Raw genomic sequence first — 23,930 nt, forward strand, 5'->3', positions numbered from 1 at the left:
TTGCGAGAACACGATGAAGCACTAACTTGTGTAAATTTGATTGAATTATATAGATTTAGTTAAGTTTATCGTATCGGATAAAATGCGCTTAGAATATCGACTTAATGATGAAACGAAAGGGTATCCTGCTTTATGGAACTACGCCAATATTTCTAATTCTGAAATTATCGCACGCATGACTTGTGAATATTTTATTAAAGAGAAAAATACTTATGTTGTTACTGCAACTTCGGTTGATCCAGACGGAACAGCAGTTATTTATATTCAAAAAGAAGTTTTCGCCAATGACCCTTCAGACCCTACATACTCCCACATCGGTTTTGAAATTAGAGAACTAAGTGAAACGAGTTCAAGCTTAGTAGATAGTCAAGATGTATGGAACTACGAAGAAATTTTACCATCTCTTCATTCAGATATTATATATATTCAGCGAGACGGCATGTCTATGGAATTCTCCTTGGATTCAAGAGAGATTGATGAAGACAGAAAGTGCTACATTTATTACGGAAACTTCACAGGTGAATCAAGATAATATTGATATATCTATGCAACAAAAAAACCTTACGTATAAAACGTAAGGTTTTTATATAGCCCCACATATGCCGTTCTCTCTAGATGTCCATAAACCTGCTCTCACAGGTGGATGCTCTCACAAATGTTTGTAACTTCCTTCTTAAAAAGATGGCATGTTAGCTACATTTAAATATTGAACTTCCATATTAAACTTATTGGTTTAAGACATGCATAAGCTACGTACACCGTAGGAATTTTATATAAGGTTAGTTGAAATAAGACCCCCGCACGTGCCGCTCCTCGTAAATGTCCAAAAACCCGCTACTCGCAGGTGGATGCCCTCACAGTTACCGTACATCTTCCTCCACAAGGAAGGCTTGATGATGGTCGCTAAATATTGAGCTTCCGTATAACTAACATCGGTTTTAGACATAAATAAGTTACGTACACCGCAGGATGTATTATTTACTTGTCGTTATATTATCACATTGTTTCCAATGTGTAAAATACAAAGTTTTTCGAGCAATCTCTTGCTTGTGACCTTATTTTAATACAAATTATTTTTGCATGCAAGTGATTAATCTTCTTCTTTTGCAATTTGATTTTCTGGATAAGAAATCCAATCACTCCAGCTACCTGCATACAATTTAACATTTTGGAATCCAGCCAATTTTAACGCAATGATATTTGGACATGCCGTAACACCAGAACCACAATATACAATGGTTTCCTTATCTTTCGACAGATTTTGGAATCGTTCTTGTTGCTCAGCTTCATTCTTAAATTGTCCTGATTGCAACATTCCATCCTTCCAAAAATAGTTTGCTGCTGTCGGAATATGTCCTGCTTTATGATCGACAAGTTCCTCTACACCAGCATAACGTTTCGGCTCTCTTGAATCAATTAACGTAACATCTGCACCTGCCTGGATATTCTCTCTTACTGTTTCCATCGATACAAGCATATGATCTTGTATGTTTGTTTTGAATGTTTTTCGTATAACAACAGGAATTTCCGTTGTTGTCAGTAGTCCATTCTCTTTCCAAACCGGGAAACCACCATCTAATATATATACTTTCTCATGTCCTACATAGTTACATAACCACCATAAACGAGCAGCATTTGCACCAGCTTGACTGTCATACGCAATTACTGTCGTATGTTCATCAATACCAACCTCCGAAAGCTTGTCCGCAAACTCTTCAATGCTTGGCAACGGATGGCGGCCACCATGTTCTGCTATAGGACTTGATAAATCTAAATTCAAATCAAAATATAACGCATGAGGAATATGTTCTTCTTCATACTTTTCTCTACCCCAATTAGGATTCGCTAAATCAAAACGACAATCGATTACACGGACGTTCTCATCTTCTATATGCTCACGTAACCATTCGACTGTAACTATCATCTTTAACGACCTTCTTTCTCTTGTAAACGACTTACATACTCCATAACCATTTCTTCTGTAACATATTTACGCTGTAAGGTAACACCATTTTTTGCAAGATCATTAATTTGCTTTGTTACAACATTAATGACATCAACCGAAAATTCTTTCCCATTTGACGCAAGAGATACGGCTGCTTCAATAGCTGCTTCACGCTGCGCATCTAATTGTAAACATGCTTTTACACTTTCATTTTGTTTACGAGAATGTGCTGTAATTGCTTTATGTACTTCCATCTTCTCTTCCCCCTAAATAAGTTATACGTTCTAATTCAATTCCATTGCAAGCCGAATCATATCACGGCATACAATGCCATTTTCAATAATCTCTTCTTCATAATGCTTCGAAAAGTAATCAAAATCAATAGAAAAAATACGAAATCCACATTTTTGATATAAAGCAAGTTGTGAAACACTAGAATTGCCTGTACCAATTTCAAGTTTTGACATACCATATCCTTTAGCAGTTTCTACGGCATGCCTTAATAGCTTCTTCCCAATCCCTTTTCCTTGCAAATGCTCTGCAACCGCAATATTCATGATTTCCATCGTCTTCGGCCTTGTTTCCAAAAGAACATACACACCGATGACACTGCCCCCTTGCTTTGCTACGTATGTTAACCCTCTTTGTACATATATAGCTATTTGACGTTCACTTGGATCAGCAAGTAGCAATAAAGACTTCGGTATAGCCTCTTTTAAAATACGTTCTATTACAAAAGACATAAAAAATCCCCCCATCTCTATTGTTCTAAACCCTCCTTGTCTACCATAAATAATAGAAAGGAGGGATTCACCATGGACAACAATGAGAAAAAATGCAACGTCATCTCTATTGATGGAAAGAAGAAGAAAAGCGACACGTATTCCTATCCAAAATTAGTAGTTGAAAATAAAACATACGAATTTTCTTCATTCGTCTTATGCGGTGAAACACCAGATGGTAGACGACTCGTTCTTACTCATATGATTTCTACCGATGAATTTGCTGGATTTGTCAAATCTTTAGATACTGTACTGCAAAAGAAAATTGAACGAATCTTTTTCTCATAACGACTATATAACATAAATTTCTTTTTCAATCTCTACTAACTGCTTGTGCAATTGTTCTTTACTTTGTTCATATAGAAATACATCGATCGTTTCAGCCAATGCAAACAATATACTTTCATAATAGTTCATCACATCTTGTTGCATCACTTTTTGGAATAAGTTCCACTTCATATCCCATTCTTGCTTATAATGATGAACAAATAAATCTTTTTCATCGGCTACATAGTTTGATACAAGCGGTTCTAATACAGATTTAGCGTCTTCTTGCATAAAAGCTTTGTCATTCTTTTCAAAAAAGCTTTTCTCATTTTTAAAATGTGCCAGTGCTTTTTTGAAATCTTTTATTTCAACTGAAGGGAACGGTTCTTTATGTGTAATATCTTTATATTCATACTCCACTGTTCCATTCATAGAAATTGATTGATTTTCTACTTTACAGTTCACTACAATTTCGTCCTTTGCACGCTTCATCGCTTCGTCTATCCATTTTTCAAGACGTAATGATGTCGCACGCATTTCTTGTAATAAATCATGCTGAATAAATGCTACTAATTCCATAACACACTGTTGCAATTGTGTTTTCACATTTCCATCCGTTCGAAGTGACGCCGGATTAATAAATTCAGTAAACACATCGTTATAACGTAGGAATAGACGCTGTTGCACGTAATAAAGCAACTCTTTCACTTCATTTTGCATCGCCTGTTCTTCAGCAAGTACACTATATGATGAAATGATATGAAGTAGTTGATCACGCTCTGCTTCATATTTTTTCGTTTGCTTCTCTTTCTCTTCATTCCCCTGCTTTGCACCATTTATCATGTTTACTAAAAGCTGATCTGCCCCTTTCAACGCACCATATAGAGCATGCACAGAAACAAGCATTAAATCTCTCATCATAAAGGACGTAAATGATTCCTCAAACTTAGTAATTCCAGAGTTTTGTAAAATACCATACTTCTCTTTTTTAACATTCTTTCCTTGTTTCTCTTCAAGCGCACATAAACTTGAAATTGCAAATAAACGCGGATTTCTAATACCGTATTGCAGTAGCTGATCTGCGATATAACCTTTTACCATTTCAAGTTCTTCTTCAGACTCTGCTAAATCCGCCGCATTAATTAAGAAGAACATTTTATCAAGAGCAAAAGTATCCTTTACACGACCAAGCTGAATTAAAAATTCACGATCAGCACGAGAGAATACATGGTTATAATATGTTACAAATAAAATAGCATCTGCGTTTTTAATATACTGGAATGCAACATCAGTATGGCGAGCATTAATAGAATCCGCTCCAGGTGTGTCTACAAGCGCTACTCCCTGCCTTGTTAAAGCACAATCATAATAAAGCTCCATATACTCAACGAAGCATGATTTTTCTTCATTCGCTACATAATCAGAGAACTCTTCTAATGTGACTTGTACTTGTTCTCCTAAATAAGTAGAAACTGCATCATACCCTTTTTGTACCGCTCGTAAAAAGCTAAATGTTGTTTTTTGCTTCCCAGTCGGTGAAGGATATTTCATAACTTTATCAATTTGTGCTAACGCCTCATCTAACGTAGTAATCTCATAATGAAACAGCTTATAAACAGCTTTCATATCTTCTAATAGAGCTTGCTTTGATTTGAATTGAACCATTACTGTTCCGTGTGGTTTTTCCTCTGTAACCGGCAAAATTTGATTAATCGTTGCCGTCGTCGGATTTGGTGATACAGGAAGTACCTTCTCACCAAGTAAGGCATTGGCAAATGATGATTTCCCAGCACTAAAAGCTCCGAATAACGCTACTGTAAATTGTTTCGTTTCCACACGACGCCTTTTTTCTATCACCTCTTGCTGTACATGTTTCAGCGCTGGCAATGGCTCTAATATCATTTCAGCTTTCTTCACTTTCTCTAATATACGCTGAATATTTAAAGCTGCCGTTCCTTTTATCTCTTCTTCATGAGCCGCTACATTATCATTTACAATTTCCTGCTCTTGTAGTGTGAATTTCTCACTAACAATTTGTTTTTCACGTTGCAATATCTCCTCTATTTGCAATCCGTCTGGTGTAGCAACACGCTCGTGCCAAACATTTTGTAAATAACTTTCATATGTCTCTAAATTGTTACTGTATTGTAATTCCGTCTCTTTTGCCGTTTGCAACATCGTATATTTTTCAATCTCTTCTTCCATACGAGCAACTGCTTCCTTCACTTTTTGCTTTAAAACGACTGCACTTTTATCAAAAATTTGCTGTGCTTTTGTAAAATAACGTTTCTTCAGTTCATTCGCTACATCCGCTGTATAAAGAAGTAAGTAATCACCTGTGAAACCTGCACCTTGTTTAATGACTTCAGCTAACATTTCTGGTCCAAAAGCAATTTCTAAAGCATATATGTCTTTCCCAATTTCCTCCGTGAACAATCCTTCTTCTTTTAAGAAGGCTACAATAAATTCTTTCACATGAAAATCAAGTTGCGTTTCAACAGTCTTTTGAAGGGCAGAATAAAACGCCTCTACACGTCTTTGTTTTTCTTGCTCCGTCTTTCCTTTCGCAAATAGCAAACCAACTTTAAACTTTGTTAATTTCGTTTCTAAATATGCATTTGCCAATTCTCTCATTTCAAATGGCATTAAATACGCGTTATCTAATATAGCTTGTAAACCTTTTATAAATTCGTTTCTCACATGAGATTCTTTACTAGCCTCGCGATGTTTAGTTTCCGTTAGCTCTTCTTTCTTTTCAACTATTTCTGAAATCGAAAGCGGTGATGCTAACTCTTCCTCATATGTCAAAAGAGCTTTTTCATTTTCAGAAACAATAAACGAGAAATGTTCTCCCATTAAATATTCTGTTTCTCGCTCCATTCCCTCTCTTACATACTGCTCTTTTTCTTTCATAATAGAAGTAATTAATGTTTCTAAACTTCCAATTTCATTATGTTGATGGTTCATCATTCGTAATGACGTATAATAAACTCCATCTACTTCAATATCCCAGTTAGAGAACGATTGTTTCACACTATCTTTATAATCCTCAAATGATAATTCATTTTCTTTATGTTTATCTATTTGATTTACAACGAGATAAACCGTTTTATTACGTTGTTTCAATTCTTTAACAAATTGCAAATTCACTTCCGATTGGACGTGATTATAATCCATCATATAAAAAATTACGTCTGCTAGATGAAGTGTCGATTCTGTCGCTAGTTGATGGGCATCATCTGTCGAATCAATTCCTGGTGTATCAACTAACATAACTCCCTCAGGAATTGGCGCATCATTTCGATAAATATGAACACCAATTACCTCATCGCCATCTTTACAAATCTGTTTTAATTCTTCTGCTGAATATGCACCGTCATATTCGTACTGTTCTCCAGATTTGACCGTTACAACAACACGATCTAATCCCTTTTCAATTTTGACGACGTTAGCGCTTGTCGGAATCGGACTTGTTGGTAACAACTGCGCTTTATATAGATGATTCATCATCGTTGATTTCCCTGCCGAAAAGTGGCCGCAGAATGCTATCATAAGCTGCTCTTGTTTATATTTTTGAATCACTTCAAACAACTTTAAGCTATTCTCTGCATCGCCGTGTTTTTGCCACTCTTCATAAAAACAAACAAGTTTTTTCATACCGTTTGTCTGTACTATGTTTGTCATCCCCTTGTTCCCCTTTATCCAAGATGTATATACTTTTTCCCGCTATTTGCGAGCTCTTAATCAGTGAGAGATGCATCTCCCCATTGATTACAGTTTCACTTTACTATCATACTAAATTTTCAGCATATTCTCATTAAAAATAAAAAATCCCTTTCATTCTTTTTAAAAATGAAAGGGATTTTATGTCATTTTATTCATTTTGCTGTTCCTACTCCATTTAAAACATATTTCGCAATAACTGCATATACAGCGACTGTACCTGCTACTAATGCATATACCATACTCGCGCACCAACCTTTTTTTGATAATGATTATCACTTTTGAATACATTTTATCATTAAAGAGAATCATTATCAACAAATTTCTAAAAAAGAAAGCTCCTTCGGGAAAAGGAGCTTTACTGCCTGTTTTAAAGAAGTTTAAAACTTGCTGTGCACTCTTATTATATCTCATAATACACATCTTAACAGTTTTAAAAATTGGAAATCCCCTCTATCCCCTCCCCCTTACATTTTGTATAATAAAAGGGAATTACTTATTAAGGAGGAAAATAATGACACAAAATCTCACGCAAGGCGAGAGGATACACTCAATTGATATCATTAGGGGAATAGCTGTACTAGGTATTTTTCTTGTTAACTGGCCTATTATTGCTGGAATTGACTCACGTGATCTTTCAGGAGTTTATGAGGGACTAGATAGTTATATCCGTCTAATTTACGATATGTTTATTCAAACAAAGTTTTATACTATCTTTTCGTTTTTATTCGGACTAGGCTTTTATATTTTTATGACTCGTGCTGAAGCGAAAACAGATCGACCAAAAACTTTATTTGTTCGTCGCTTACTTATTTTATTATTATTTGGTTTCTTACATTATGTGCTTTTATGGGACGGAGACATTTTACATACTTATGCAATCGCTGGATTTTTCTTATTTTTATTTTATAAGAGAGAACCTCGTACCATTTTAATATGGGCAATTGCTTTATTAAGTATTTTTCAATTTCTTATACTAATTGCTAGTATTAGTGTTGCCTTAATGTCAAAGGCTGAACTTGGATTCTCCTTACCAGTCATGCCACTTGAAGACTGGGTGTCACAAATACAAAATCGTTTCCATGCATTTTATGCTGATGGAATAGTATTAAATATTACAATGCTCCCAGAAACAGTTGGGCTATTTTTACTTGGTTTATACGCCGGTAAAAAGGATATTTTCCGCCGCACGAAAGAGGTAGATACAAAACTTAAAAAATGGCAAATTATTACGTTCATTTTAACATTACCAATGTGGTTCTTCATGGTTCGTTACTTCTTATCAAAACCATTTTATGAACCAATTTATATGCAGGCCTTTACAATGTTCAGTGGAAAAACATTATTCATCTTCTACATTTTCACGCTAATGCGTTTATTACAAAAAGAAAAATGGCAAACATTATTACGCCCATTCCAATACGTTGGACGAATGGCGTTAACAAATTACATCTCACATACAATTGTTACATTACTTGTATTCGGACTATTGTTCAAAAACGATTATCTTGCTCCATTATGGGTAGGACCTCTATTTTGCATCAGTTTTTATACGTTACAAATCTTTATTAGCCGCTGGTGGCTTTCACATTATCAATACGGGCCACTTGAGTACATTTGGCGGCTTGGTACGTATGGGAAAATGATGCCACTTAAAAAGAAAAGCAAGGTCTCATAATGAGACCTTGCTTTTCTATGCTTCTCTTACTGCATTTTGCATCGAAACTGGCTCTTCTTTTACTTTCCCTTTTCGCTGCGGCACCATATTAAATACAATATTTAAAAGTACTGCTGATGCACTTCCTAGCACAATTCCGTTATCTGTTAAAATACGAATATTTTCTGGAAGTTGTGAGAATAATGTAGGAACGACTGTAACCCCAAGCCCAATTCCGACAGAGCATGCAACAATTAATAAGTTTTCTTGCTTTCCAAAATCAACGCTACTTAACATTTTAATACCATATGCCATAACCATACCGAACATCGCTAACATCGCACCACCAAGTACTGATTTCGGAATGATTGTTGTAATAGCTGCGATTTTTGGAATGAACCCAAGAACGATTAACATACCACCACAAGTATAAATAATAACGCGATTTCTTACTCCTGTTAATTGAACAAGTCCTACGTTTTGAGAGTAAGTTGTATATGGAAATGCGTTAAAAATACCACCTAACACCATCGCTAACCCTTCTGCGCGATAGCCTTTTGTTAATTCTTTTTCACCGATCTTTTTATTACAAATATCAGATAACGCAAAGTATACACCTGTTGCTTCTACAATCCCTACACAAGCAACGAGAATCATCGTAATAATTGGCGTTAATTCAAATGTCGGTGTACCGAAGTAAAACGGCTGAATACCGTGGAACCAATCTGCTTCTCCAACAGCTTGCAAGCTTACTTTCCCCATAAACGCTGCAACGATTGTACCGAACAAAAGACCTAATAAAATAGAAATAGAACGGATAAATCCATCAAAGAAACGATACATAATGATGATAAATAATAATACGCCAAATGCTAACGCTAAGTTTTCAAGACTTCCGAAATCTTTGCTTCCTACTCCGCCAGCCATATCATTAATCGCTGCTGGAACAAGTGTAACTCCAATTACAGTAACAACAGACCCTGTTACGACAGGGGGAAATAATTTTACAAGCTTTCCAAATAATTTCGCAAAAATAACAACAAACAAACCGGCAGCAATAATTGCTCCATAAATAGAAGACACGCCGTATTGTTTTCCAATTGCAATCATCGGCCCAACCGCTGTAAATGTACAACCTAGTACAACTGGAAGTCCAATACCGAAAAAGCGATTTGATAATGCTTGTAAAATTGTTGCAACGCCGCACATTAATAAATCAATTGAGACTAAATATGTTAACTCTTTTTGATTTAAGCCAAGTCCGCCTCCCACAATAAGTGGAACGATAATTGCACCGGCATACATAGCAAGCATATGCTGCATACCTAGCGATGCGATTTTAAATGGATGTTGCTTCATCGCTTATTTCACCTCCGCAGTTTCTTGCTGTACAAATGTAACTGTGCCGTTATCAAGTGATGCAATTTCTGCTAGTGACTCAACACGAACGCCTTGTTCACGAAGCTTCTTTCCTCCATCTTGAAATGCTTTTTCAATAACAATTCCAATTCCCGCAATGCTTGCTCCAGCTTGCTCTACTAAACTCATTAAACCCAAAGCAGCCTGACCGTTTGCTAAAAAGTCATCAATGATTAATACACGATCATTTTCATCAATATGAGTGCGAGATAGTGAAATTTCATTTGTTTCTTGTTTTGTAAATGAATATACGTTTGCAACATACATATTATCTTGTAACGTTAACGATTTACGTTTTCTTGCAAAAATTACTTTTACACCCAGCTCTAATGCAGCCATAACTGCTGGTGCAATGCCAGAAGATTCAATCGTCACGATTTTTGTAATGTTCTCTTCTTTAAAACGTTTAGCAAATTCTTTTCCAATCTCTTGCATAAGTACCGGATCAATTTGGTGATTTAAAAATGCATCTACCTTTAATACGTCACCAGATAAAACCTTTCCTTCGTTCAAAATCTTTTCTTGTAATACTTTCATGTTTGTTCCTCCTCTTATGCAATAAAAAAACTCCAAAAGCCGCCACCACTCGTTACAAGTGAGAGACGTGCTTTTGGAGTTTCGCAAAAAAGAATGCTTAACAAGCAAATATATTCGTCCTCACTCATAGTCAAAGTATTTACGGTACTTCGGTAGAAACTTGCAGGCCATATCCCCGCGATTATATGAGTGTAGCTAACTATTTATTTTATAGAAGGATTATAACGCAATTTTTATACTTTGAAAAGTATTTATTAATAAAACACGTACAAATTTTATAAAAACACTATTTTCGTTCGATTTTTGCAAACTCTTACATTCTCTATTACAACTTCGTTAAAATGACTGGCCCATCTTTTGTAATCGCAATTGTATGCTCGTATTGAGCAGATAATTTCCCATCCATCGTTCTTGCAGTCCATCCATTTAAATCAACTTTAGAATAGCGCATACCTACATTTACAATCGGCTCAATTGTAATTACCATGCCTTCTTGCAGCTTAGGTCCTTGTCCCGGTTTACCAAAATGAAAAATTGCTGGTTCTTCATGAATCTCTTTACCAATCCCATGCCCCGTAAAATCTCTTGCAACAGAAAAACCTTCAGCATTTGCATAACTTTCAATTGCAAAACCAATATCCCCTACATGATTACCGATTATCGCCTGATCAATTCCTTTATATAAAGCACTCTCAGCCACTAGCAATAACCTTTTTGTTTCGTCAGAAACATCCCCTACTATATATGTCCATGCAGAATCTGATAGCGCACCATTTAAGTTTACTACCATATCAATTGTGACAACATCTCCCTCATTTAAAGGAACATCGGCCGGAAACCCATGACACATTTCATCGTTTACAGACGCACATATCGCATATGGATACCCGTTATAACCTTTCTGCTCAGATGTTGCGCCATGCTTTTCTAAATACACTTCAACAAACGTCTCAATTTCTTGTGTTGTTATTCCCGGTTTTATCATTTTTCCAATTTCTCTATGACATGAAGCAAGTAATTTCCCAGATTCATGCATCAAATCTATTTCACTTTTCGTTTTAATTGTAATCATTCTACCTCTCCTTGCTAAGCTTGCTATTTGCTACTAAAGTTCAATCATACACACCCTCTAGCAAAAATTCCAATTACAAAAGCAAACATCATTTATTTTTATTTTTATTTTTTAATATGCATTTTTTTGGATGTTCATTTAGTGTTTTTTATTGATATTCACTTATAAACAACGTATAGTGTTACTATACTATTAAAAGGAGGGTTTTTAAAAATGATGCATGCAGGAAGACTACGTCAGCAAACTTTGAACACTAAGTAACTTAATATGTTCAAAGGCTCTGTTTTCATAAAGCAGAGTAAACAGGATTAGTCTGCACATTTTTAATAATCTTCAACGGAAAAGTACACTTTCTACATGGAGAAAGGCAGATATACATCTGTCTTTTTGTCGTATGTTTTTTCATACAAAGAGAGACCTCTATTTCTTATATCCTCGTTTACTCTTAACCACAGACAGAAGCCCGTCTGTGGTTTTTTTATGATTACATCTTCTTATATCTCACTAATTTGATCCTATTGGTGTAGTTAGGGGAAAATGGTAACAGAAAACGTACTCAAGCATTAAGATTAAAATAAGCATTTGGAGGAAATAAAAATGAACACACTTAAAATTAAACAATTAGCAACTAAGGAAGGCCTAAATATCTTAGAAGATTCAATAAAAATCAATGAATCTGGTGTTGACTTTCAAGTAGCACACGCTAAAGAACAAAACGGAGATAAATGGATACTAAGAATTCCTCGTAGACCAGAATCTATGAGACATGTCCTACAAGAAAAAAAGGCATTGGAAATCATAAAAAACCATGCAGGATTCCAAGTTCCTGATTGGTCTATATTCACTGAAGACTTAATTGCCTATAAGCAACTAAGTGGCGTTCCTGCCGCCACTATTGATATAGAACAACAAGGATATATATGGAGCTTTAATGAAAAAAACGCACCATCTGAATACCATATTTCATTAGGAAAAGTTCTAGCGAATTTACACTCATTACCTCAACAAGAATTTAATAATATCGGTATTGAAATTCTTACTGCTAATGAATTAAGAGCTTCTATGGAACAAAGGATGAATCGAGTGAAGGAACAATACTATGTCAATCAAAAATTATGGGATCGTTGGCAAGCATGGCTAACTGAAGATTCTTTTTGGCCATCTCATGTAGGAGTAACGCATGGGGATATACATCCAGGTCATATCCTGATTGATAAGAAAAATAATGTAACTGGCTTAATCGATTGGACAGAAGTAGGGATAGCTGATGTTTCTATAGATTTCACATCACATTATCTGCTCTTTGGGAAAGATGGACTAACAAAGTTAATTAGCTCTTATGACAATGCTGGTGGTAAAACTTGGCCAAGAATGGATGAACATATTATCGAACTTCTAACAACAAGTAGTATCACTGTTGCTGAATATGCTCAAGTGTCAGGTTTGAAAGAGATGCATGAAGCAGCTGTACACATGCTAGCAACTGAAAGTTAATGTAGTTACAAAAAAAACTTTAAACTAAAAAACAGAAGAACTCTCTTCTGTTTTTTAGTCATTTTTACATATATAATTCATTTTCAAAAACTCAAAACAACTACCGTTCGTCTCCTGGATAAACGTTCCAACTGCTTCAAATCCTGCCCTTTTATATACTTTAATCGCTCTCTCATTAAATGTCGCTACTGATAGTGTTATATAGTTGCAGCCGTATTTTTCTTCACTAAAATCTAGTCCAGCCTTCACGAACTTTAACCCTAATCCATTGCCAGCTATATCGGGTCTCATTCCAAGTCCTATATCAACCGTTTGATTATTCATTTTAGAAAAACTCAAGTAACCAATGAGAGTACCATTTTCCTTCACAGCAAACGTATCGTCTCCTCTCATTTCAGTACTTAAAAACTCTGCTAAATCTTCTTGATCTGCCTCTATATCATAAAAGGAATATTTCCCTTCATAATGCCAGTTGTATGCAATTTCCTCTGCTTCCTTTTGGTTCATTACTGTAAATGTATAATCCATTCTCCCATCCCCTTTAAAAAAAGAGCTGCAATTAAGCAGCTCTTTTTTATAACTCGTAAATCTCTCTATACTTCGCTTCTAAATAATCAGCTAAGTAGTTTGCATTTAGCCCTTCACCTGTTACATCTTCTAAAATTTCAAGTGGCTTTTTCGTTTTGCCATATTGATGAATGTTTTCTGTTAACCACTCACGAATTGGCGTCACGTTACCTTCTTCTAATAATGCATCAAAGTTCGGAATATCTTTTAGCATTCTTTGCTGAAATTGCGCTGCATACATGTAACCAAGCGCATAAGATGGGAAGTATCCAAATGAGCCACCAGCCCAGTGAACATCTTGTAATACACCTTGTGCATCATTTTCTGGACGAATTCCTAAATATGCTTCCATCTTATCATTCCAAGCCGCTGGTAAGTCCTTCACTTGTAGTGTACCATCAAATAATTCTTTCTCAAGCTCATAACGAACCATAACATGAAGCGGATATGTAAGCTCATCTGCTTCTATACGAATGAATGAAGGCTTCGATTCGTTAATCGCATCATAAAACTCATCGACTGATATATCGTTAAATTGACCGTCACTATACTCTTTTAATAAATCATAATTTTTCTTCCAGAATGATTTATTACGACCGATAAAGTTTTCAAAGAATAATGATTGCGATTCATGAATACCCATAGATGTTCCACTACATAGCGGTGTACCCTCAAACTTTTCTGCAATATTTTGTTCATATACAGCATGACCACATTCATGAATTGTTCCAAACACAGCCATACGGAAATCTTTCTCATCATAGCGTGTTGTAATACGAACATCCCCTCTATTTAATGTAATTTCGAAAGGATGTACCGTTTCATCAAGACGCCCTGCTTCAAAGTCATAATTCAATTGCTTTAATAACTCTAATGTAAAGTTCTTTTGTTTTTCTTTCGAAAAGTGTTCCGATAAAGCACTTGTTTTTAATCCCTTTTTAGACTCTGAGATTTCTTTTACAAGCGGCACGATACGCTCACGAAGTTGACCAAATACGTGATCTAACACTTCTACTGTAATACCAGGCTCATACATGTCTAATAATGTATTATATTTATATGTTTCGTAACCCCAATATGTAATAAATTTCTTTTTGAATTCAACAATTTTTTCTAAGTACGGACGGAACATTTCGAAATCAGATTTTTCGCGTGCTTCTTCCCACACACTTTCCGCTTTCGCTTCTAATTTCACATACGCTTCGTATTCAGCTTGTGGAATTTTCTTATTTCTATCATATTCTTTACGACACTCTTCAACCATTTTCTTCGTCGTTTCAGAAAGTTTATCTTCAGATATTAAAGCTTCAAGCTCAGTTAAGTAGTTCCCCATCTCATCTGAAGTCGACATAGCAAACACTTCTGACGAAAGCATCCCTATGACTTCTGAACGCTGATCCACACCTTTTTTTGGTGCACCCGTTCTTAAATCCCAAAACATTAAGCTTAATGCTTCTCCGTAATTTTCTATCTTCTTCACATATGTTAAAAATTGTTTTTCTACTTCATATGTAGCAACTGTCATCGTATAAAAGACCTCCTTTTTCTACCTCAAACTTATTTCGACACGGAAACATAAATTCCTTTTATAATAGAAAAAAAGCTTGGCAAGCGCCAAGCTTTTCCTTACAATACTTTACCTTCTACCGGAAGTACCTTTTTCACTGCTTCTATCACTTTTTCATCTTCCGTATCTGATAAGAAGATTGATATAGCACCTTTATCGTCGCTCGTACGAATTAAACGTCCAATCCCTTGACGAAGACGTAAAATCATATATGGCACATCTACATCCCAGAATGGATTATTTACGTGCTTACGTTTCGCTTCAAACACAGGATCGTTTGGAGGGAATGGTAATGACCAAATTATTACATGTGATAATGATGAACCCGGAATATCTAAACCTTCCCATAAATGAACGGCACAAAGTACAGTCTCTTCTTCATTTTGGAAACGAGAAACGAGCTGACTAATTTCTTGATCCCCTTCATATAAGAACGGAACTGACATTTGCTCTTTACTTACATATTCTTTGAACGCTGCAAGTTCTTGCGTTGTACGGAATAATACAAGCGTACGTCCATTCGTTTTCTGTATATTTTCAAGTGTATATTGACACTTTCTTTCCCATTCATTTTCTTTCGTATGCGATAGTAAGTTTACTGCCATTTGCTCTTCATAATTAAACGGTGAGGCAACTGAGAATGATAAGTAATCTTTTACCCCTAAGCTATTTGCAGTAAATGCGAACGAATCGTTGTCCGATAATGTCGCAGAAGAGAAAATGTATGGAATTTTCTTCGAGAATACTTTTTCTTGTAACACTTCTTCAACTGCACGCGGCATAATAACTAACGTGAAGGCACCATCACCTTCTTCACCCCACGTAATTACATTTTTCTCATGCATGAAAAGACGAAGTGAATGTTCTAACACATCTAAATGTTCATCAACGATATTTAAATCGTATGTGTTTACTGTATGCATTTCACTTTCAAATACTAGTGCATCACCGACTTCACCGATTTTTGCATAAAGTCTTTTCGCTTCTGCGGTTACTTTTTCTGTCACAGTAATTTCTAAACGATCAGAACCTTCAATTTCCTTTTTATTCTCTTGTAACACATCAAAGAATCGCTCTGTTTGCCAAATTGTTTCTTCTACTAAATGTGCAAACTCTTCACGAATATCGTTCTGTAACAATCTCGTTAAAAGCTGCTCCATCATCGTTTGCTTTAAACGGTACGTTAAAGCTTTTTGAGCTGCATATTCTACAAGATGTCCTTCATCGAATACAACGCAGCTACTTTCAGGTAATAACGGAATTTGTCCTTCACGTTTACGAGCATCGTACGTCCAAATATGATCCATATAAAAATCTTGAGAACAAATGATTAAATCTGCCGCTTTACGATAATGTTCACGAGAAAGAGTTTGTCCACAACGATGACGTGAATCACAAGTGAAGCAATCTTGGAAGTAATCCCAGTTTACTTTTGACCATTCCTCATCATTTAAAAGTGGAAATTCTTTTCTGTCACCATAGTGAGTAAAGTTTTGCATCGTACCATGATCAAATACAAACTGTGGTAATTCATAATATACGTCTTCAATTACTTCTGGAGCTCGTCCACTCATAACATCTTCAAGTTTACGTAAACATAAATAGTTATCCATCGATTTCGCAAGTCTTACGTCAACAGATAGTCCTAATGCTTCTGATAACTTAGCAATGTCCCCTTCTTCTTTCACAAGCTGCTCAATTAATGTTTCATCTGCACAGGCGATAATAGCAGGTTTTCCTGTATAACGCGCATAACAAATTGCATATAAAAGGTATACAATCGTTTTCCCTGTTCCTACACCCGCTTCTGCAAACATAACTTTTTTCTCTTGGAAAGCACGCTCTAATTGAAACGCCATAAAGATTTGTTCATCACGCTCTTCAAAGCCTTTTTCCGGAAGGATGTCGTAAAATACATCTCCAATCCACTCATTCAACTTATCATAAAAATTATCTTGTTTTCCTACTTCAAATGGTAATCTCTTCTCTGTAAACATCCTTAGCCTCCAACCAAAAAGTTTTTCTATAAAACGATATAGTAACTGCTACTCATATGTGTGCAGCCACTTTCCCCTGTTGCAATACTTAGAAATACACGAAAAAAAATTTTCCTTTCGAAAAAGGAAAATTTTCTTCTATATTAATGACTTTAAATACCGTTTATCAATCGCTGTTTCATGTGAAAGAGCTGATAAATATTCTTCTTGCGCTTTTTGTATTTCATCTACAATTACGCCTTGACTATCCACTTCTTTTCCGAGCTCATCATACGTACGGTGAATAGCTTTTTGAATCATCGATAATTGAAAACTATCCATATCACTGCCTCCTTTACGCATTACATAATAGCCAGTATATGCGTGCTGGAGGAGTTTTATACTATGAATTACGCGGTGGACGTTTTCCGAAGTATTGGTAGTAATCTGTACGGATAAATCCGTTAAATAGTTTACGTTTCTTCGATGCATCTTTTCCATAACACTTCTCAAATGCTTCGTAACTTGTTAATACATACGCTGACCACGTATCTAATGGGCGAAATACTTGTCCCATTTCTTTATACAGTTGTTCAACGAGTGCTTTTTCACTTAAACGTTCTCCGTATGGAGGATTCGTTACGACGTAGCCATAATCCTCTTTTGTTGTGAAATCTTTTACTTGCATTTGCTTAAATGTGATTAAATCACCTAAACCTACTTCTTCTGCGTTTTCTTGTGCAACTCGAATCATACGATGGTCAATATCAGATCCAATGATTTGTAATGGTTGATTATAATTTGCTAAATCTTCAGCTTCTTGACGAGCTTCGCGCCAATTTTGTTTACCAACCCAGCCCCATTCATCCGATGCAAAGCCTCGGTTAAATCCTGGTGCGATATTTTGTCCAATTAATGCAGCTTCAATCGGAATTGTTCCAGATCCACAGAAAGGATCCACGAAAGGACGATCTGGCTTCCAGTTCGTTAACTTAATTAGAGACGCAGCTAATGTTTCTTTTAAAGGAGCTTCCCCTTGATCCATGCGGTACCCACGTTTATGAAGTCCAACACCACTCGCATCGATTGTTAATGTTGCAATGTCTTTCAACATTGCAATCTCAATACGGAATAACGGACCATCTTCTTCAAACCAAGTTGTACGTTTATATGTTGTTTTTAATTTTTCAACGACAGCTTTTTTAACGATACGTTGGCAATCCGAAACACTGAATAACTCAGATTTTAGAGATTTACCGATAACAGGGAATTCTCCGTTCTCTGGAATATAATCTCCCCAGTTTAATGCTTTCGTTTTTTCAAATAGCTCATCAAATGTTGTTGCTTTAAATTCACCAACTTTAATTTTCACACGGTCCGCAGTACGTAACCATAAATTCGTGCGACAAATCGCCTTTTCATCTGCTTCAAATGTTACTTTGCTGTTTTCTACTTGACATTCATAACCAAGATCGCGAACTTCTCGGGCAACTAACGCTTCAATACCCATTGCCGCTGTTGCAATTAAAGTAACTTTTCCCATTTGCATTCACCTCTTATGTATATTCAAACAATAATTAATAGCAATTTGTCCTATTAATCATTACATTTTACGAAAATTTTTCTCATTAACCATTGTAACTCATAATTTATAACTTCATACAAATAAAAAGCCCTCCTCTAACAAAGGAGAGCTGAGTTATTTCATAGTTGGTTCATAACGTTCTGTAAGCCATGTTCTGTTCCTTTGTACTGCAAACGGCCCACGCCTCGTACTCCGGTAGCAATCATCTATCTACAGGTTATGAAAACCTGTCCTTTTCCGTCGTTCATTTCCTTGGAAAAGATTCCCCTACCATTATTTGGGTTTCTCGCTCGTGGGGTTTACCTCGTTCCACTCCTATCATTTCTTCAAGGACTTCGTCACTGTGGCACTTTAAAGGTAGTCAAACCATATCCGAAAGGACTTAGGTTTTTTCCCTGCCGTTAAACCAGCCTTACAGCCAGAATACCCTAGCTTATGAATTGGCTAGGCACGAACACTACAGCCATCTCAGGCCGTGCGAGCATGGACTTTCCTCTACAACGTTGGCGTTGCAGCGATTGCCCAAACGTTATGACATCCATTAGTATAGTGGAAACAAAAAGATTTTGCAATGTTTTTTTCTATGTACAATGCCTCAACCTTGTTTCCACCTTATTTTATTCGTATAACTTACTTCCAAATACAGCTTTTTCTAAGTTGGATAAACGTTTTAAAATATCCGTATTCGTGTTGTTATATACCGGTTGTGCAACTGGTGTTTGTACAGGTTGTTGTGGAGCTTGTGTTGCAGCTAGTTTTTGTTCTTCTAATTCTCGTTTTAAACGAACATTTTGTTGCTTCAATTGATCAAATTCTTTGTGGAAAGCTTCATAGTCTTTAATAATCATATCAAGAAACTTGTCTACTTCTTCTTGTTGATAACCTCTCATACCTGTTTTAAATTCTTTTTCCAAAATATCTTTCGCCGTTAATTTAATTTTATCCGAAATCATTTTCTTCACCTCAAATTTTTGCCAAAACTTTCATTAACTAAATTTTTTCAGAAACAATGCCTTTTGTCAATCATATATACGAGTACAATATTACATATTACTCTGCATTATTCCACTGTTCCTCTTCTATTATATCTTGTAAATCAGAAAAAAGAATGAAATAACTGTGATAATTTTCTATTTCTCCTTTTTTCTTAGCTACTTCTACAATATATTTAGGACTCCCAGGCTTTTCTTCATCATATACAGCTAAAAGAGCATCACTTTTTTCAATAAAAAATTGATTCTTTAATTTAAATTGCTCTGGGCTTTCGTACTTCCGTTTCGTAATACTATCAATGTGATCTGCTTGTGAAAGAATAAATTCGTAATATTCACGGTTATCTTCTTTCCAATTTTCTTCTTGTTCTAAAAAAGGAGTAAATACCGCTAATTTTAAATCTGGATATTCTACTTGAATTTCAAAAACAACTTCAGCAGCCCACAATTCTACACCTAGCTGGCCGCTTATAATAACCCACTCCAAACCATCTTCTACAAAAGCAGTTAATTTACGATGCAGCGCTTTTTTTATGCAGTCTACTCCTGGATGATCCTTTTTAAATATTCCAAGTTCAAATGGCTTATATCCTGTTACAGCAACAACTTTCATATCAACACTCCAATTACAAAAAAAGAACTAGCATTTTGCTAGTTCTAACATATCATTTACTTTTTAAATATTCCACCAACGTTTGGTCCAACATTTGGTCCTACATTCGGTCCTGGTCCAAATGGGGATACATTCGGTCCTGGTCCAAATGGAGATACATTCGGTCCTGGTCCAAATGGAGATACATTCGGTCCTGGTCCAAATGGAGATACATTCGGCCCTGGTCCAAATGGAGATATTTGATGACCGTGGTGATGGTGACCATGACCACATGGTCCACATCCACCGCCAAATCCTGGATCGATTGGATCTACAACATTTACATTTGAGTTTGTTTGCGGGAAGAAGTTTTGGTTTTTAATTTGTTGATGGTGTACATGTGTCGTATGCGTTGGGAAAATGTGTGGCACCACCGTTGTTGAAAAAGAATGTGTTACACACTGTTTCGTCGGATGAATGACAGGAGCAGTCGTACAAATAGGTCCTACAGGCTTATGCCCTCCAAAACAAGGATGACAATGATGCATAGTTTTTTCTCTCCTCTCTCGTTAAGAAAATCTGATTACACTTTACAATATGAGAAAAGAGGTGAAGCCGTTTGTTATATATACCCATTTGTTTCATGGAAATTTGTCTAGTGCTACACTTCATTCATGCTATTTCATTATGGACAACAATCCATCATCACTTACCAAAGAACCCTCCAACCTGCTTAACAATCCCCGTCACTTGATTCATCGCATTCATCATTTGTCCAGCTGTATTCATCATTTTATTCACATCATAGTTACCATCTGAATTTTTAAATTGGGAAACAAAGCTCGAAAACTGACTTGGTTGCTGTTGTTGCTTTTGTTTATTCATCGTCGGATACGGTTGTTTTGGCGGATAAAACATCGCTTGTTGATTTCCATAGGGAGATGGTGATGGTGGCATATAATATTGTGAGTTCATATAAGTTTGCTGCTGATTCATATAGGATTGTTGCTCTTGTTGCGATTGATTCATATAGGGTTGCTGCTGTTGTTGCTGTTGATTCATAAACGATACTTCAAATGGCTGGTAATAATTTTGATTTCCATAATGAGGCTCGAAAGGATACATATTATACCGTAAATATGTATCCTTATTATATTGGTACATATTTTGCTGTGCATATGGATTTGGTTGCTGATATACGTTAGATTGTTGAAACATGCATTCTCTCCTCCTTCACATAAGTTTCTACATATATAATATGTACTTGTAAAATAATTTGTGTGACGGAGTATCTGTCTATTTTTGTCGGAAGTTTAAATTTTTAAAAAATTAAAAAAGAAAACCCTTCCATGCTATGATAATTAAGAAGAAGATTCTCATGGGGGAGGAATCAACATGGTATTAGGGGATTTAAAACAAGCGTTTTCTCAAAAGAAGGGGTATTACACAGAGAATGTAAATGAATTATTAGACTTTGCGAGACATTGTTATCTCGAAGGAAAAATATGTATATCGGATTACCGAACATTAATAAAAGAATTAGAAATAAACGGTGCAACAAAACCTACAACAATGACAGAAGCTTAAAAAAACAAGAGGGTTTCCCCTCTTGTTATTTACATTGCTCAACTATATTTTGCAAAGTATACGAAATGGCTTGATGTGTTTCAAAAAAACGTTTACCTTTTCCTTTATTTACAAAACATTGTAACACATTCGTTTGTAAATTATCGTACACTTGATCAATTTGCTGTACATGTATATACTTCGGTTTTTCTTCCTTAATCCACGTATAAGCTAATTCTTTCCACACCTTTAATTCCTCATCTACTATGTCTACAAACGGCTTCATATCCTTATAAAAGTCATATTCAATTATTTCTCTTTTTTTTACATTCGCTTCATTATTATACTGCATGAGTTTTTCTGAAGACTGTATTAATGCTTCATACTCCATTTCATTCCCACCTTATTATGCACTCACTACGATGTTTTGAAACGTCTTCACCCAATTCCCTTTTTCTTCGTGATGCACTAATTTATTTTCCATATGCTCAATATGCATTTCTGTTATTTCTATCTTATTACATATTTTTTCGCTCTTATCCTTCAATGCATGATTTATTCTAATTCCTATATTCATTTCCAGCAAATCGAGAGAACTTAACATTTGATCCATTTTTTTCATTACATCTACTTTCTGAACCATCGCCATATACAAAACGCCCCCTTCTTTGCTTTTCCTTTGTCATGTAATTTCGCCGGATAATTCTTCACTCCTGCACACATGACAAAACTAGTTGTTATTCGTCAAAGAAATCATTTTGAATGTCATTTATAGAAATGGTAACAATACAAAAAGGAGGTGTATGAAGATGGCAAAGAACAAAAACGAAAAAAAGAAAAAACAAAACAAACAACAAAATAAACCCGAGACTGGTAATCCAAAGCTTGATGGCCCAAACTTCCCTGCTACATAAAGTGAAAGTTTAATTAATGGGGCTTTTCCAAACTACTAATTTCTAAATCCCCCTTAATCTTCTACTTTCATTCAGTTTTGAGATTAAAATCTTAACACACTTAGCAGGATTTCTTCACATTAAGAAGTCCCATCTTCATTTATAAAGATGGGACTTCTTTTTTATTATATCATGAACTCGTCTATTCTTTTAACAAAACGATTCACGATAGAAACAGCATAGATCTGCTCCCTCTTTCTTCTATACCATTCCTTTATATTAACTTCATCCTTCGGTTCTTCAAATAAAAACAATGCATTCATTTTCGAATCTTCACAAAACCAATCCCTCATTGTTATTTCCTCATGTGCAACAAGAGAATACACATCTCTTAGTGCAGGTGTATAGGATTTTCTAGTTCCCCTTAAGTAATATTCATAATCTTCTCTAGAGCCAGTATGTGTAGTTTGTAGTGCAAAATTATAAAATAAACGTTTATAAGTCGGATGAAACAATAACCACGCTAATTTTTTCCCAAGCTCTATACGCTTTTGCAACGTTTCAAATTGATAAACTGAAAACCCATACATCCCCCCTTCAATGGTTGGAAAAATAACTGCACTAATATGCAACATGTCTTGAACTTTAAAAAGCGCCGTATGAAATACATGTTTTTTAAAGTAGCTATTCTCAATAACTGGTTTTTGAATTTTATTTTGCTCATTTATAATAAGCGCTGTCATAAGCCTATTCATATCTTTTTTCTCCCAGAAAAATGTCCATTCTTTTTCCATGAAAAGTGATACGTTGAAAAATTGCAACAAATGAAAGAGAGGTATACGTCTCCTCTTGCTTTCTTCATATAGTAGTAACTGAGGAAATGCATCTAAGAAAATAATCCAATTAGCCTGTTCATATATGAGAAACAAATGTTTTTTTACTAATCGAGGCAAAACAGTAGCATAATATCTTCCTTCTAAATCAGTCATATTCCAGCCTGCATTTCTCGAAACCATACTCGCTAAAAAAGACCACCTGATTTCACTATTTCTTACATAAAATTTTTGATACGATTGTGTCCGAGAAATGTTGTCCATATTAGCTATTTCTGTTTTCTTTTTAATAGTGTGAATGATTGCTTTTTCTTCCTTTGTACAAACCATATTTTTACGATATTGTTTTATTTTTTCGTAATCATTCCATGTAAACATAAATAAATCATCATGCCTTTCTTCAAAAAGGTCACATCTTTTTTCATTTTTTGATATAATCACCTTTGTAAGTAATTCTTAACAA

The 23,930-nt window shown here is 35.4% G+C and carries 24 protein-coding genes, 3 other RNA genes and 1 riboswitch; of the genes, 5 read left to right on the forward strand and 22 right to left on the reverse strand.

Annotated elements, in window-relative coordinates; all coding sequences use genetic code 11:
* The first annotated feature begins 82 nt into the window (after positions 1–82).
* Positions 83–532 carry a hypothetical protein gene (locus tag G9F74_RS25290; protein ID WP_001235522.1) on the forward strand — a complete coding sequence of 150 codons (450 nt, stop codon included), beginning with the start codon at positions 83–85 and terminating at the stop codon, positions 530–532.
* A gap of 54 nt (positions 533–586) precedes the next feature.
* Here G9F74_RS25290 and ssrS (G9F74_RS25295) read toward each other — a convergent pair.
* The 5 genes from ssrS (G9F74_RS25295) to G9F74_RS25315 form a co-directional block, all read right to left on the reverse strand.
* A non-coding RNA gene (gene ssrS, locus G9F74_RS25295) (6S RNA) lies at positions 587–770 on the reverse strand.
* Positions 771–791: 21 nt separating this feature from the next.
* A non-coding RNA gene (gene ssrS / locus G9F74_RS25300) (6S RNA) lies at positions 792–974 on the reverse strand.
* Positions 975–1,090: 116 nt separating this feature from the next.
* A complete protein-coding gene (locus tag G9F74_RS25305) occupies positions 1,091–1,924 on the reverse strand; it encodes a sulfurtransferase (protein WP_016108097.1) in 834 nt (277 codons plus the stop codon).
* 2 nt (positions 1,925–1,926) lie between these two features.
* Positions 1,927–2,199 carry a YpbS family protein gene (locus tag G9F74_RS25310; protein WP_000451820.1) on the reverse strand — a complete coding sequence of 91 codons (273 nt, stop codon included), beginning with the start codon at positions 2,197–2,199 and terminating at the stop codon, positions 1,927–1,929.
* A 30-nt stretch (positions 2,200–2,229) separates the two neighbouring features.
* Positions 2,230–2,688: a GNAT family N-acetyltransferase gene (locus G9F74_RS25315; protein WP_000011414.1), complete on the reverse strand. Its 459-nt coding sequence runs from the start codon at positions 2,686–2,688 to the stop codon at positions 2,230–2,232.
* A 72-nt stretch (positions 2,689–2,760) separates the two neighbouring features.
* On the opposite strand from G9F74_RS25315, the gene G9F74_RS25320 reads away from it, so the two are divergent.
* Positions 2,761–3,015: a DUF3931 domain-containing protein gene (locus G9F74_RS25320; protein WP_000369740.1), complete on the forward strand. Its 255-nt coding sequence runs from the start codon at positions 2,761–2,763 to the stop codon at positions 3,013–3,015.
* Positions 3,016–3,018: 3 nt separating this feature from the next.
* Here the strand turns inward: G9F74_RS25320 and G9F74_RS25325 are convergent, their stop codons facing one another.
* Complete coding sequence (locus tag G9F74_RS25325; protein WP_016108096.1) at positions 3,019–6,678, reverse strand: dynamin family protein; 3,660 nt, start codon at positions 6,676–6,678, stop codon at positions 3,019–3,021.
* Between the two features lie 553 nt (positions 6,679–7,231).
* Here G9F74_RS25325 and G9F74_RS25330 point away from each other — a divergent pair.
* On the forward strand, positions 7,232–8,395 hold the full coding sequence (locus tag G9F74_RS25330) for a DUF418 domain-containing protein (protein ID WP_016108095.1): 1,164 nt from the start codon (positions 7,232–7,234) through the stop codon (positions 8,393–8,395).
* Between the two features lie 15 nt (positions 8,396–8,410).
* On the opposite strand, the gene pbuX is transcribed toward G9F74_RS25330, so the two are convergent.
* The 3 genes from pbuX to G9F74_RS25350 all read right to left on the reverse strand — a co-directional run bounded on the left by pbuX (position 8,411) and on the right by G9F74_RS25350 (position 11,402).
* Positions 8,411–9,733: a xanthine permease PbuX gene (pbuX, locus tag G9F74_RS25335; protein ID WP_000809217.1), complete on the reverse strand. Its 1,323-nt coding sequence runs from the start codon at positions 9,731–9,733 to the stop codon at positions 8,411–8,413.
* Positions 9,734–9,736: 3 nt separating this feature from the next.
* Complete coding sequence (locus G9F74_RS25340) at positions 9,737–10,330, reverse strand: xanthine phosphoribosyltransferase (protein ID WP_000866492.1); 594 nt, start codon at positions 10,328–10,330, stop codon at positions 9,737–9,739.
* Positions 10,331–10,437: 107 nt separating this feature from the next.
* A riboswitch (purine riboswitch) is annotated at positions 10,438–10,539 on the reverse strand.
* Positions 10,540–10,655: 116 nt separating this feature from the next.
* Positions 10,656–11,402 (reverse strand): type I methionyl aminopeptidase, encoded by a 747-nt coding sequence (locus G9F74_RS25350; RefSeq protein WP_016108094.1) that lies wholly within the window; start codon positions 11,400–11,402, stop codon positions 10,656–10,658.
* Positions 11,403–11,999: 597 nt separating this feature from the next.
* Here G9F74_RS25350 and mphL point away from each other — a divergent pair.
* Positions 12,000–12,896 (forward strand): macrolide 2'-phosphotransferase MphL, encoded by an 897-nt coding sequence (gene mphL, locus G9F74_RS25355; RefSeq protein ID WP_016108093.1) that lies wholly within the window; start codon positions 12,000–12,002, stop codon positions 12,894–12,896.
* 54 nt (positions 12,897–12,950) lie between these two features.
* Here the strand turns inward: mphL and G9F74_RS25360 are convergent, their stop codons facing one another.
* The 10 genes from G9F74_RS25360 to G9F74_RS25405 form a co-directional block, all read right to left on the reverse strand.
* Positions 12,951–13,424, reverse strand: a complete 474-nt coding sequence (locus tag G9F74_RS25360) for a GNAT family N-acetyltransferase (RefSeq protein ID WP_000386699.1) — start codon at positions 13,422–13,424, stop codon at positions 12,951–12,953.
* A 46-nt stretch (positions 13,425–13,470) separates the two neighbouring features.
* Complete coding sequence (gene ypwA, locus G9F74_RS25365) at positions 13,471–14,988, reverse strand: carboxypeptidase (RefSeq protein WP_000215061.1); 1,518 nt, start codon at positions 14,986–14,988, stop codon at positions 13,471–13,473.
* 101 nt (positions 14,989–15,089) lie between these two features.
* Positions 15,090–17,027, reverse strand: a complete 1,938-nt coding sequence (locus tag G9F74_RS25370; RefSeq protein WP_016108092.1) for an ATP-dependent DNA helicase — start codon at positions 17,025–17,027, stop codon at positions 15,090–15,092.
* Positions 17,028–17,165: 138 nt separating this feature from the next.
* The gene (locus tag G9F74_RS25375; RefSeq protein WP_000376898.1) at positions 17,166–17,348 is read right to left on the reverse strand and encodes a DUF3921 domain-containing protein; all 183 of its coding nucleotides are present in this window, start codon (positions 17,346–17,348) and stop codon (positions 17,166–17,168) included.
* 61 nt (positions 17,349–17,409) lie between these two features.
* On the reverse strand, positions 17,410–18,549 hold the full coding sequence (locus G9F74_RS25380; RefSeq protein WP_000521231.1) for a THUMP domain-containing class I SAM-dependent RNA methyltransferase: 1,140 nt from the start codon (positions 18,547–18,549) through the stop codon (positions 17,410–17,412).
* A gap of 180 nt (positions 18,550–18,729) precedes the next feature.
* Positions 18,730–19,121, reverse strand: an RNA gene (rnpB, locus tag G9F74_RS25385) — RNase P RNA component class B.
* A gap of 87 nt (positions 19,122–19,208) precedes the next feature.
* On the reverse strand, positions 19,209–19,544 hold the full coding sequence (gene gpsB, locus G9F74_RS25390; protein WP_000622427.1) for a cell division regulator GpsB: 336 nt from the start codon (positions 19,542–19,544) through the stop codon (positions 19,209–19,211).
* Positions 19,545–19,641: 97 nt separating this feature from the next.
* Positions 19,642–20,196, reverse strand: coding sequence for an SLOG family protein (locus G9F74_RS25395; protein ID WP_000869384.1), 555 nt, complete (start codon positions 20,194–20,196; stop codon positions 19,642–19,644).
* A gap of 56 nt (positions 20,197–20,252) precedes the next feature.
* A complete protein-coding gene (locus tag G9F74_RS25400) occupies positions 20,253–20,723 on the reverse strand; it encodes a spore coat protein (RefSeq protein ID WP_016108091.1) in 471 nt (156 codons plus the stop codon).
* Between the two features lie 157 nt (positions 20,724–20,880).
* Positions 20,881–21,393: a YppG family protein gene (locus G9F74_RS25405; protein ID WP_016108090.1), complete on the reverse strand. Its 513-nt coding sequence runs from the start codon at positions 21,391–21,393 to the stop codon at positions 20,881–20,883.
* A 177-nt stretch (positions 21,394–21,570) separates the two neighbouring features.
* Between G9F74_RS25405 and G9F74_RS25410 the strand changes: the two genes are divergently transcribed.
* On the forward strand, positions 21,571–21,762 hold the full coding sequence (locus G9F74_RS25410; protein WP_000242658.1) for a YppF family protein: 192 nt from the start codon (positions 21,571–21,573) through the stop codon (positions 21,760–21,762).
* 25 nt (positions 21,763–21,787) lie between these two features.
* Here the strand turns inward: G9F74_RS25410 and G9F74_RS25415 are convergent, their stop codons facing one another.
* The 3 genes from G9F74_RS25415 to G9F74_RS25425 all read right to left on the reverse strand — a co-directional run bounded on the left by G9F74_RS25415 (position 21,788) and on the right by G9F74_RS25425 (position 23,845).
* The gene (locus G9F74_RS25415) at positions 21,788–22,132 is read right to left on the reverse strand and encodes a YppE family protein (RefSeq protein ID WP_000455491.1); all 345 of its coding nucleotides are present in this window, start codon (positions 22,130–22,132) and stop codon (positions 21,788–21,790) included.
* Positions 22,133–22,147: 15 nt separating this feature from the next.
* Complete coding sequence (locus G9F74_RS25420; RefSeq protein ID WP_001252045.1) at positions 22,148–22,390, reverse strand: hypothetical protein; 243 nt, start codon at positions 22,388–22,390, stop codon at positions 22,148–22,150.
* Between the two features lie 429 nt (positions 22,391–22,819).
* Positions 22,820–23,845 carry a DUF2515 domain-containing protein gene (locus G9F74_RS25425; RefSeq protein ID WP_016108089.1) on the reverse strand — a complete coding sequence of 342 codons (1,026 nt, stop codon included), beginning with the start codon at positions 23,843–23,845 and terminating at the stop codon, positions 22,820–22,822.
* Positions 23,846–23,930: the final 85 nt, after the last annotated feature.

Origin of the sequence: Bacillus sp. EKM202B (assembly GCF_011066025.1) — a bacterium.
Classification (GTDB): Bacteria; Bacillota; Bacilli; order Bacillales; family Bacillaceae_G; genus Bacillus_A; species Bacillus_A toyonensis.